At 65.1% G+C, this 11,443-nt stretch carries 11 protein-coding genes; 9 read left to right on the top strand and 2 right to left on the bottom strand.

Going from position 1 to position 11,443, the window contains the following annotated elements:
- Positions 1-48 precede the first annotated feature (48 nt).
- The 7 genes from F1735_RS09490 to F1735_RS09520 all read left to right on the top strand — a co-directional run bounded on the left by F1735_RS09490 (position 49) and on the right by F1735_RS09520 (position 8,282).
- Positions 49-663: a GspH/FimT family pseudopilin gene (locus F1735_RS09490; protein WP_167236708.1), complete on the top strand. Its 615-nt coding sequence runs from the start codon at positions 49-51 to the stop codon at positions 661-663.
- Positions 664-677: 14 nt separating this feature from the next.
- The gene (gene pilV / locus F1735_RS09495; RefSeq protein ID WP_167236709.1) at positions 678-1,133 is read left to right on the top strand and encodes a type IV pilus modification protein PilV; all 456 of its coding nucleotides are present in this window, start codon (positions 678-680) and stop codon (positions 1,131-1,133) included.
- Positions 1,130-1,963 carry a PilW family protein gene (locus F1735_RS09500; protein ID WP_167236710.1) on the top strand — a complete coding sequence of 278 codons (834 nt, stop codon included), beginning with the start codon at positions 1,130-1,132 and terminating at the stop codon, positions 1,961-1,963. Before pilV ends, F1735_RS09500 begins: the two co-directional genes overlap by 4 nt.
- Positions 1,963-2,517 (top strand): pilus assembly PilX family protein, encoded by a 555-nt coding sequence (locus tag F1735_RS09505; RefSeq protein WP_167236711.1) that lies wholly within the window; start codon positions 1,963-1,965, stop codon positions 2,515-2,517. Before F1735_RS09500 ends, F1735_RS09505 begins: the two co-directional genes overlap by 1 nt.
- 30 nt (positions 2,518-2,547) lie before the next feature.
- A complete protein-coding gene (locus F1735_RS09510) occupies positions 2,548-6,069 on the top strand; it encodes a pilus assembly protein (RefSeq protein WP_167236712.1) in 3,522 nt (1,173 codons plus the stop codon).
- Complete coding sequence (locus F1735_RS09515) at positions 6,066-6,485, top strand: type IV pilin protein (RefSeq protein ID WP_222852966.1); 420 nt, start codon at positions 6,066-6,068, stop codon at positions 6,483-6,485. Before F1735_RS09510 ends, F1735_RS09515 begins: the two co-directional genes overlap by 4 nt.
- A 120-nt stretch (positions 6,486-6,605) precedes the next feature.
- The gene (locus F1735_RS09520; protein ID WP_167236755.1) at positions 6,606-8,282 is read left to right on the top strand and encodes a peptide chain release factor 3; all 1,677 of its coding nucleotides are present in this window, start codon (positions 6,606-6,608) and stop codon (positions 8,280-8,282) included.
- A gap of 99 nt (positions 8,283-8,381) precedes the next feature.
- Here F1735_RS09520 and F1735_RS09525 read toward each other — a convergent pair whose 3' ends face one another.
- Positions 8,382-8,792: a cupin domain-containing protein gene (locus F1735_RS09525; protein ID WP_167236713.1), complete on the bottom strand. Its 411-nt coding sequence runs from the start codon at positions 8,790-8,792 to the stop codon at positions 8,382-8,384.
- The gene (locus F1735_RS09530) at positions 8,789-9,145 is read right to left on the bottom strand and encodes a hypothetical protein (protein WP_167236714.1); all 357 of its coding nucleotides are present in this window, start codon (positions 9,143-9,145) and stop codon (positions 8,789-8,791) included. The genes F1735_RS09525 and F1735_RS09530 overlap by 4 nt, the downstream gene beginning before the upstream one ends.
- Before the next feature lie 221 nt (positions 9,146-9,366).
- Between F1735_RS09530 and F1735_RS09535 the strand changes: the two genes are divergently transcribed.
- Both F1735_RS09535 and F1735_RS09540 read left to right on the top strand, forming a co-directional pair.
- On the top strand, positions 9,367-9,801 hold the full coding sequence (locus tag F1735_RS09535) for a cache domain-containing protein (RefSeq protein WP_229505697.1): 435 nt from the start codon (positions 9,367-9,369) through the stop codon (positions 9,799-9,801).
- A 1-nt stretch (position 9,802) separates the two neighbouring features.
- Positions 9,803-11,431 (top strand): methyl-accepting chemotaxis protein, encoded by a 1,629-nt coding sequence (locus tag F1735_RS09540; RefSeq protein ID WP_167236715.1) that lies wholly within the window; start codon positions 9,803-9,805, stop codon positions 11,429-11,431.
- The last annotated feature ends 12 nt before the right edge of the window (positions 11,432-11,443 follow it).

An 11,443-nucleotide genomic window follows, 5' to 3' on the forward strand; every position in this document is an offset into this window, starting at 1 on the left:
GCAATATCCAAGGAGCCTGTCCGCTCCCAACCTTTTGAAAGTTCATCCATGACCTATCCGGCGTTTCATGCCAGTGTGCGCGGCGCGGGCCTTGCCCGGCTCCCCGCGCCACGACGCGCACGCGGTTTCACGATGGCCGAGTTGCTCATCACCGTCGTCATCGTCGGTGTCGCCACCGCCGTCGGCTTGCCGCTCATGAAAGATTTTGTCGATGATTCGGCGGTGTCGGCGCAGGCCGAACAAATGCTGGCGGCGGTCAACTATACCCGTTCCGAGGCGGTCAAGCGCAACACCCGGGTCAGCATGTGCCGCAGCGCCGACGGCGCCGCCTGCGGCGGCGGCACGGCTGGCGACTGGCACGCCGGCTGGCTGGTTTTCGTCGATGGCGGCACTGTCGGCAGCATGGACGGCGACGACCTGCTGCTGCGCGTGCAGCGCGGGGTGCCCGGCAAGGCCGTGCTGACGGCGAAAGGCGACGTGGCCGATTTCATTTCATACAACGGCACCGGCCAGACCCGCACCGCCGCCAATGCCGGGCAGGACGGCTCGGTGTATTCCTGCCAATCCTCGATCAATGCCAAGCGCCGCGTTCTCGAGTTCCGGCCCGGCACAGGTTGGGTCGGCGTCAAGATTGTTAATGGAGCAACTGCATGTTCAGACTAAGCAAGGAGAAAACGATGAAGCGCCAGCAAGGATTTTCGCTGATTGAAATTTTGGTCACGATGTTGGTCATGAGTGTGGGGCTGCTCGGCATCGCCGGCATTATCCTGACCAACCTGAAAAACAACCAGAGCTCCCAGGCCCGCGGCCAGGCCACGGTGCTGGTCAACGACATCATCGACCGCATGCGCGCCAACCGCACGACGGCCGAGACCCTGGTCGGCGGCGTGTCGCCGTATGCACTTGCCATCGGCGCCAATGCGCCGGTCGACACCAGTGTGGCCTCGGTCGACCTGGCCCAGTGGCGCGCGGCGGCGGCGCAGGCGATACCGAAAGGCGTCGGTTCGGTAAGCTACACCCCCGCTACCCGCAAGTTCGTCATCGTTGTGCAATGGGACGATTCGCGCGTCAAGGCCGACGCCACGACGAACGGCCCGGCGGCCCAATCAATTTCCGTGGAGACGCAATTATGAGCGGTCCTATTCCCTTCGCGCCGCCCAGGACGCCGCACGCCGGCGCCGGCGGTTTTGGCCTGATCGAGGTGCTGGTCGCCATGACCTTGGGCCTGGTGTTGCTGGGCGGGGTGGGCTACCTGTTCATCGGCAGCAAGCAGATGTCCGTGGCCCAGAGCGATGGCGTGCGCATGAATGAGTCGGCGCGCAATGCAACCGATGTGATGGGGCGGGCCTTGCGCCAGGCCGGCTACAAGCTGAACGTGGACGTGCCGCTCCAGCCCGGCCCGCTCGGTGGGTTGGATGGCGGCGGCGCCGCCGCGACGGCGGGGTCGGATATCCTGATCGTGCGGCATGATCCGGCCTGGACGGCGACCTCGGCGACCGGGCTGCGCACCGGATCGGAAGCGAACTGCGAAGGCGCGACGGTGGCGTCGAATAATCCGAATGACCCCGGCACCGGCGCGCCCGGCCTGAACACGGCGCAGGTGGTCTACCAGTTCCGTGTGGTGGAGACCCAGCTCAAGTGTTTCGCCACGGACAATCAAGCGGTCGACACCAAAACCGGCGTGGTGGTGGCCGAGAATGTCGAAAACATGCAGGTTTCCTACGGCATCGGTAGCGGCGGCGAAGTCGTCAACGCTTACGTCGACAGTCCGACCGCGGCGGAGTACCGCCAGGTTTCGGCGGTACGGATCAGCCTGCTGGTGCGCGGCCCGTCCACCAAAGGCGTGGTCGGCGGTACCCAATCGATCAACTTCAACGGCGGCGCAGTGGCCATTGCCGATGGCCGCCTGCGCAGCGTGGTCACGACCACGTTCATGGTGCGTAATCAGACAAGGTGGAATTGATGAGAACGAATACGATTGCGCGCTACCGCGCGTCCCAACAAGGCGCGGTGCTCGTCAGCGGCCTGATTTTCCTGGTGGTGCTGACCATGTTCGTGCTCGCGCTGGTGCGTGGCGGCACGCTCGAAGAACGCCTGGCGCGCAACTCGCGCGACCAGCAAGTGGCGCGCGAAGCGGCCGAAACGATGCTGCGCTTTGCCGAAGAAACGGTGTTCAACCGCGCCCCGTTCGACCCGTTCGACAGCACCCAGTTCACTGCGGGATGCGCAAACGCATTGTGCCGCAACCAGGTGGAAACCGAGAATTCCGCCACCGTCGACTGGAAGAATGACAAGGTGACATCGAGCTTCGTCAACGACGTCGATCACGTCGGCAAGCTGACCGTGCAACCACGTTACATCATTGAATTGATCAAGGCGCCCGTGTATATCAATTCGAATACGCCATGTTCGCCCGGCATCGCCAAAGTGACGGCGCGGGCCACGGGTAATGGCGGTGCGGTCGCCATCGTGCAGTCGACCTACCGTTTTCGTGTTTTCAGCAAAATTTGCGACTAGTGCAGTACTCACAACCGTCGGAGAATCATCATGCAACTAAGAACTAAAATAATCGCGGGGGGCGGCCTGGTGGGCTTGGCCGTTGCCGCGCTCGTGACGGTGAATGCGGCCGGCGGCTTCGACCCGCGGACGCAGCCGGTCGGCTATATCGGCCAGCCGGTGCCGTCGAGCCTCGACGTCTCGAAGGGCACCGAGAAAATGTTTTCGATCGACTATAACTCGTTCGACTGGAGCGGCAACCTGCACGCCTATCCGATCACCGCGGCCGGCGTCGTCAGCCCGACCGACTCCTGGACCGGCGGCGCCGCCGCCCAGATCGCGAAACAGTCGGCGGCCAGTCGCATCATCGTCACCCGCAACGATGCCGGCACCAGCCCTGCGGGCATCCCGTTCCGCTGGGCCAGTATGGCCAAGGGCGACACCGGGCACCGCAAGCTGCTCGACGCCGCGGCCATGGATGCGGCCGACTCGGACATCCTCAATTTTGTGCGCGGCGATACCAGCAAGGAACTCAAGAACGGCGGCGGCTTGCGCTCGCGCGGCAGCGTCCTCGGCGACATCATCCACTCGACCCCGGTCTACCACACGGAAGGCGCCAACAAGACCGTGTTTGTCGGCGCCAACGATGGCATGCTGCACGCAATTAATGCTGCCACCGGCGCGGAGCGCTTCGCCTATGTTCCCGGCGCGGTCATGACCAACCTGCCGGAGCTGACCAAGGCAACGAACTTCCAGCACCGCTACTTTGTCGATGGCGGCATTGCCTTGCGCACCATGAACGCGCAAACGATCCTGGTCGGCGCCCTCGGCGGCGGCGGCAAGGCCCTGTATGCGCTCGATGTGACCACCCTGCCGACCGACGAGGCCAGCGCCGCGTCCAAGGTCTTGTGGGAGGTGAGCAACAAGACGCCCGACTTCGAAGACCTGGGCTATACCTACAGCACGCCGGTGCTGTTCAAGCTCAACGCCACCACTCCGGTGGTTGTGGTCGGTAACGGCTACGACAGCGCCCCCGCCTCGGGGTCCGGTCATGCCGTGCTGTACGTGATGAACGCCAAGACCGGCGCGCGGATCCGCCAGATCGACACCGGCGCGGGCTCCAAGGACGCGCCGAACGGCCTGTCGTCGCCTTCCGTGCGCGACAGCGATAACGACGGTTTCCCCGATACCGCGTATGCCGGCGATCTCCAGGGCAATATGTGGATGTTCGACTTGGTCAACGGCGGAACGCCGAAATTGCTGCATGCCGCGACCGGTACGGGGCGCGCGATCACCATGGCCCCAGGCCTGGCGCCCCATCCGTCGGGCGGCTCGATGGTGCTGTTCGTCACTGGACGGCTGTTGAGCCCGGACGACCTGACGTCGCCGGAGGTGCATTCTGCGGTTGGTGTATGGGACAAGGCCGACATCACCAAGGGCACCTATGTCACGCAGGTCTTGACCGAGCGGGAGTACACCAAAGGCGCGGAGAAAGTGCGCATTCGCAGCGTCACCAACAATCCGCTGAACTATACCGGCAGCGTCAACAAGGGCTGGCAAGTGGCCTTTCCTGCTGGGGGTGAGCGGGTGGTGGGCGATGGCGCCTACGTGAACGGCAATGTGTTCCAGTTTTTCAGCACCAACCCGACCCTCACGCCCGATGCCAAACCGCCCGGCGAGAACTGGTGGATGCAGTTGAACTACCTGACCGGTGGCGACACCCACAGCGTGGTGTTCGACCTGAACGAAGACCGCAAGTTTACCACCGACGATCTGATCTACGTTACCGAAGGGGCGACCAGCGCGGCCATCTATCCGGTCGGGCGCCACATGGGCGGCGGCGTGCGTTCGCAACTCGTTGGCGTATCGGCCGGCGGGGTTGACGTGTTCCAGGCCGGCTTCGACCGCAATGGCGCGCCAAAACCGCCGGTTGTCGTGAGTGTTCCCGACAAAGTCGTCAACGGCGAGCGCGGCGTGGAAGGCGGTCACTTCGATACCGACTTCTTCTGCTACGTGCGCTGCGGTAACACGAAACGCACTGACGGCAGCCCCGTGTACACCACGAACTATTTCGACACCGGCTACTGGTCGCGCGGCAGGGCTGCCGATAGCAGCGCGGTAGACCGCATCGGGATCAATTATGTTCACGTCCACGAGTACGATGACATCTATGACGTGATCGGCTTGAGCATGATTAACCCGAGCCAGGAGATGCAACGCCTGCATACGGTCAACGCACCCGTCGTCACCACCGCGTCCGCACCGGACACGCCGACCTTGAAATCGGCACTCCAGTATCCGGCTGCCGCGCAGACGGTCGGCACGCCCGAAGTGTTGACCACCAAGGAGAAGACAAATACGCAGAAAACCGAGATCAGTTATCTGCCTGATTCGGCGATCGAGTACGTGTCCGGCCCGGTTCCGACCCTGGTCAACTCAAAACTTGTAATGGTAACAACGAAGAAATATACCTCGACCGTCGTCGTGATCACGTACAGCTATTCGGCATCGGGTGATAACAAACTGCCCTACTTGCAGAAACGGACCAGGACCGAAAAAGCATGGGACACCGTCCTCACCGAATCTGCGACCTCGACCAACACGGAGTTCAAGCTGCTCATGGCCAACCAGCAGCATTCGCCGGCCATCAGCTTCAAGGTGGTGGGCGCGCTGATCGCGGGCAAGCAGGCTGAGTACGACGGCCCCGTGACCGGATACCAGACCCAGGACGCAATGAAGGTGTCGGAAATGACGAAGTATTCAATGGCGTCGGTGAAGGAGATGATGTGGTCGATGCCCTTGAAAGCCTTTACGGTCCTGGAGTGGGTGCCCGGAGAAAAACGCACGGGCGTACACCCGATGCATCCGAATTGCGCCGGCGTCGCCACGAGCAAGCCGGAACCGGGCACAGGCGGTGCATGGCGCAATGGCGCGCTGACCCTGCAGGTCGTCGCGGCCGACATCACCCAGAATGACATTGAAATGAATGTGGCCGGTCAGCCGAAGCTCGGTTACCGCCTCAAGCCCTCACGCTACGAGTCAACCGGCGGCAAGCTGATCGCGGAGTACCTGATCTATTGGCACCATCCGGTGGTCAGGTGCATGAACAGTACAGGCGATGCGGCCTACTCGATGGCCCCGGCGTTGACGGATAAACTGGCAGGCGATCCAGCCATTCCGGGCGTGCCAGCAGGGGGGTCGAAAGATCCGCACGGCGTGTTTGTGCCGAAGCCGGGGACGACCGTAGGCGACATTCCGCCGCCACCGAAAGATACCGTCATCACGAACCTTGACGGCAGCATCACCACGATCGTGTGGAGCCATGTTCCACAGGGGACCGACGGCGCCTACATCGTCAAGGGCGTGTCGACGACCGTGTGGCCGAATGGCGGCACTGGCGGCGGCCCGGGCACCGGTAACTCTGGCGGCGTGCTGGTCGGCGGCGAGACCGAGCCTTGCGTCGGTGCTGATTGCGACAAGACGGATGGAACGGGGGGGCCAACCCTTACCGGGCCAAAGAACGCGAAATCGCCCGATATCGGCCGCATCAACTGGCGGGAGCTGCAGCGATGAGGACAGGCGCACGCACCATGCCGGGGCGGCGCCGCTCCGGCGGCTTCACCCTGATCGAGTTGATCGTGGCGTGCGCCGTGGTGGGCGTCCTGTCCGCCATCGCGTTCCCGTCCTATACCGAGTATGTGCTGTCCTCGCACAGGTCGACCGCCAAGGCCATCCTGAGCGAGCAGGCCCAGTACATGGAGCGCTACTACACGAGCAAGGGCAATTACACGGGCGCCAAGGAGCTGGTCTTGCAATCGCCGAAAACGGGGCAGGCGCGGTATGTGATCAAGCTCGACCCGTTGGCGGCCGACAGTTTTTCAGTCACCGCCACGCCGCAGGGCAAGCAGGAAGCCGATAAATGCGGCACGCTGACGCTTGACAGCACCGGTTCGACCAAGGCCAGTACGAGCGCGACCAACTGCTGGTAAGGCGGCGGCAGGCAGTAGCAGCAGGCGCGGCTCCCCGCCGCGCCTGAATCAGTTCACACGAGCAGGGCAAGTATCGGTAAAATCGTGGGTTTTGTGCGAGGCCATGTTATGGCTGAGAATATGGCCAACGATACCGATACTTCCCTTCCCGCTTCAGACCTTCCCGATTCCGACACGCCAGTATCCGGCGCGACGCTCGCCCCGGCGGCGATTGCCCGCGAAGTGGCGCGCCGCCGTACTTTCGGCATCATTTCCCACCCCGACGCAGGCAAGACCACCCTGACCGAAAAGCTGTTGCTGTTTTCGGGCGCGATCCAGATGGCCGGCACGGTCAAGGCCCGCAAAAGCGGCCGTCACGCCACTTCCGACTGGATGGAGATCGAAAAGCAGCGCGGCATTTCCGTGGCCAGCTCGGTGATGCAGTTCGAGCACCGCGAGCACGTCATCAACCTGCTCGACACCCCCGGCCACCAGGACTTTTCGGAAGATACGTATCGGGTGCTCACGGCGGTCGACTCGGCCCTGATGGTGATCGACGCGGCCAAGGGCGTGGAAGCGCAGACCATCAAGCTGCTGGCCGTGTGCCGCATGCGCAACACCCCGATCGTCACCTTCATGAACAAGATGGACCGCGAAACGCGCGATCCGCTCGACCTGCTCGACGAACTCGAATCGGTCCTGAAAATCCAGTGCGCCCCGGTGACCTGGCCGATCGGCATGGGCAAGAACTTCCGCGGCGTGTACCACCTGCTGCGCGATGAAATCATGCTGTTCAAGGCCGGTGAAGAAAAGGCCGATGGCGCTTTCGAGATCGTCAAGGGCATCGACAATCCGAAGCTGGCGGCCATGTTCCCGCTCGAAATCGAGCAGCTGAAAATGGAAGTCGAACTGGTACACGGCGCCTCGCACCCGTTCGAGCTGGAACAGTTCCTGGCGGGCGTACAGACCCCGGTGTTTTTCGGTTCGGCCATCAACAACTTCGGCGTGCGCGAAATTCTCTCGGCGCTGGTCGACTGGGCGCCGGCCCCGCGCGAGCGCGACGCCACCGTGCGCGTGGTGAGCCCGGGCGAACAGCGGTTTTCCGGGTTCGTCTTCAAGATCCAGGCCAATATGGACCCGGCCCACCGCGACCGCATCGCCTTCCTGCGCGTGTGCTCGGGACGCTTCGAGCGCGGCATGAAGGTCAAGCACCTGCGCCTGGGGCGCGAGATCAAGGTGTCGTCGGTGGTCACCTTCATGGCGTCCTCGCGCGAACAGGTCGAGGAAGCCTACGCCGGCGACATCATCGGCTTGCCGAACCACGGCAACATGCAGATCGGCGACAGCTTCTCGGAAGGCGAGATGCTGCAATTTACCGGCATTCCGTATTTTGCCCCGGACTTCTTCCGCTCGGTGCGCATCCGCAATCCGCTCAAGATCAAGCAGTTGCACAAAGGCTTGCAGCAACTGGGCGAAGAAGGCGCGGTGCAGGTCTTCAAGCCGGTCCAGGGCGGCGAGCTGGTACTCGGCGCGGTCGGGGTGCTGCAGTTCGAAGTGGTGGCCAGCCGCCTGCTCAACGAGTACGGCGTCGACGCCGTGTTCGAAGGCACCAGCATCAGCAGCGCGCGCTGGGTCAGCGGCGACGACAAGCGCATCCTGTCCGACTTCGAAGCGGCGCTCGGCCACAACGTCGCCTACGATGCGGCCGGCAACATGGCGTACCTGGCCACGTCCAACGTCAACCTGCGCCTGACCGAAGAGCGCTGGCCCAAGCTGACCTTCCACGCCACGCGCGAACACGCGGTCAAGCTGGCGTAAGGCGCCGGCCGGCGGCTACCCCCGCAACCGTCGTCCCGCATCACTGCGGGCGACGGTTTTTGCGTTAACACGACAACCATGACACCCGCCGGCCGGCGCTTACTTGGCCGGCGTGGCCAGCGGCTGCTTCCTGTCGACCATGAACACGCCGACCAGGCGCATGCCGGCGCTGCCCGGGTTGTGGGCGTCATGCACCACCCCGGCCGGCACCACGAAGGCGTCGCCGGCGCGCAACAGGCGCGCCGGCGCGCCATCGACCAGCAACTGGCCTTCGCCTTCGAGCACGTAGCCGATTTCGTCGCCCGGGTGGGTGTGGCGCCCGGCGCGCGCGCCGGGCGCCAGTTCGACCCGCATCACCACCGCATCGGTGCCGGGAAACGAAGCCGCGGCGCGGTGTACCAGGGTGCGCACGATGCCGCCCGCCGCCGGGGTGAGCGTGAGCGTGGGCGTGGGCGTGGCGCAGCCGGCCAGGCCCAGGCCGAGCAGGCAAGCCAGGGCAGGACGCCTCATGGCGTCGCTTTCGCGTCGCGCGCGATGGCGCGCGCCAGCAGCCAGGCGTCGATCACGCTGGCCAGCCAGCACACCAGCATCACGCTGGCGGCCAGGTTCATCATGGGCGAGGCGGCGTCGCCCTGCTGGTGCAGGCGTTCGGCGATCAGCACCGGATCGGCCGGCAGCGCGCCGCGCAGGACTTCATCGACCAGCGCCGAGGCGCTGTCCATCACTTTTTTGAAAAAATAGATGGCCGCCATCAGGGTCGGCACGATGAACAGGCAGGCGCGCGCGCGCCGGCGCAGGTAATACTGGCCGGCACCCGGAAACACCAGGCCCGACAATAACAGGGCGACAACTGAACGATCCATCTCTCTTCCTAGACTGGTTGGCGCGGTCCGCACGATTGATCCTGCGCAAACCGGCGCCCCGCGCGAACGCGTAAATTAACCTATGCGCTCAGGAAACATTGCGCAAACTCATCTTGCGCAGGCCGGCTGGCAGACAATGATACCTGCGCCGGCGCCGGAATGCGCGTTCATCGACGTTGAAGGACATCATAGTGAAGATTCTCATCAAGGCTGGCGTCTGGCTGGCCTGTTTCTGGGGCGCGGCGGGGGCGTGCGGCGTGGCGGCGGCGGCCGAGCCGAGCGAAAAGGATGCGGTCGCGCTGGCCGAAAAGGGCGCGCGCTTCATGCGCCTCAAGGGCAAGGAAGAAATGATCCGCCTGATCATTGCCCGGGACCCCGAGTACAACCAGGGCTCGCTGTACCTGGCCATGCGCGACCTGGGCGGCATCACGGTAGCCCATCCGACCGTGGCCCTGATCGGCAAGGACCTGCGCGATGTCCCGGATGCCGACGGAAAACTGTTCCGCCACGAGATGATTGCGGTTGCCAACGGCCCGGGGCGCGGCTGGGTCGACTACAAGTTCAAGAATCCGGTCAGCGGCAAGGTCGAGGCCAAGACCACGTATGTGTTGCGCATTGGCGACGTGGCCCTGGAAGCCGGCGTCTACAAGCACTGACATGCTCGCGCGCCTGCGTATCGGTCCCAAGCTGCTGCTCGCGCCGTGCATGGTGCTGCTGCTGCTGGTCGCCTCGTCCGGCAGCGCCTGGCATGCGATGGCGCGCCAGAACCAGGCGCTCGGGATCGTCGTCAACGAGCGCGCCGCGCGCATCCGCGAGGCCGGCGAACTGGCGAGCGAGCTCCAGCAGGTACACGCGCGCATGTATCAGCTGCTGACCTGGATCGGCGCCAGTTTTTCGGCGCCGCGCATCGATGGGCTGGGCCAGGATATCTATCGGCGCCACGCCGCCATCGAACACAGGTTCGCGGCCCTGGCGCGGCGCGGCGGCGGTCATGGCCCCGAGCAGCGCTTCATCGCCCAGGCCGGGGCCGCGCACGCCACCTATGTGCGCGCCATCCTCGAGGTGATCGAGTTTTCCCCGGTCGATCATTCGATGAGCGCGAACGCCATGTCCAAGGCTGAACAAGCCTTCGCCGTGGTGGCGCAGCGACTGGCCGAACTGGCGCGCTTCGAGCAGGAACTGAGCGAGCAGGCGTGCAGCCGCGCGGCGGCCGACCTGGCCGCCTGGTCGGTGCTGCTGCCGCTGCTGGTGGCGCTGGCGCTGGCGGCCACGCTCGGCATCAGCATGCTGGTGCGGCGCGCGCTGTTGCGCGGCGTGGCGGGCATCAGCGAGGCGGCCGGCGAACTGGCCGGCGGCAAGCTGACCCCAAAAAACCGCAGCTACAGGCGCGACGAAATCGGCGACAGCGCGCGCACGCTCGACGCGGCCGTCGGCGCCCTGAACGCCACCCTGAAAAGCATGTTGGCCTCGGCGCGCTCGATCGACACCGCCTCGCGCGACATCGCCACCGGCAGCGCCGGCCTGTCCACCCATGCCAGGGCCCAGGCCGGGGTGCTGCGGCGCGCGGCCGGCACGGTGGGCGAGCTTGGCGCGGCGGCCGGCGTCGCGCAGGAGGGCGCGCGCGGCGCCAACCGGCTGGCCGACGAAGCGTCGATGCAAGCCCTGTGCGGCGGCGGCGTGCTCGATCGCCTGGTCTTGTCGATGGCGGCGCTGCGCGCCAGCGCGCAGCGCATGGCGCAGGTGGTGGGGGTGATCGACAAGCTCGCTTGCCAGACCAATGCGCTGGCGCTCAATGCGGCGCGGGAAGCGGCCAGGATCGGGGAGCAGGGCAGCGGCTTTGCCGCCGTGGCGGGAGAAGTGCGCACGCTGGCGCAGCGCACGGCTGGCGCGGCGCAGGAAATCGAGGTCCTGATCGCGCATGCGCTGGCCGGCATCGACGGCGGCAGCGCCATCGCCTCGGAGGCGGGCGCGCGCATGGCCGGGATTGCGCAGTCGGTGCAGCAGGTGGGGGAGATGGTCGGCCGGATCGGGCAAGCGAGCGTGGACCAGGCCGGCGTGATCGGCGCGGTGAGCAAGGCGATCGTCGAGATCGACCAGATGACGCGCCACAATGCGGTACTGGTGAAAGAAGCGGCAGCGGCGGCCCGGCGGCTGCAAGGCCAGGCTTCAAGCCTGTCGACAGCGCTCGGCGGATTCGAGCTTGACGAGAGCGGGCCCGAGATGACGGGGCCGCCGAGGAAAGCGGCGCCGCATCTGCGGCTGGCCTCCCGGCGGCCCTCACTTTAGAGGGGGGGAGGT

Origin of the sequence: Massilia genomosp. 1 (assembly GCF_011682185.1) — a bacterium.
GTDB lineage: Bacteria > Pseudomonadota > Gammaproteobacteria > Burkholderiales > Burkholderiaceae_D > Telluria_A > Telluria_A rubra.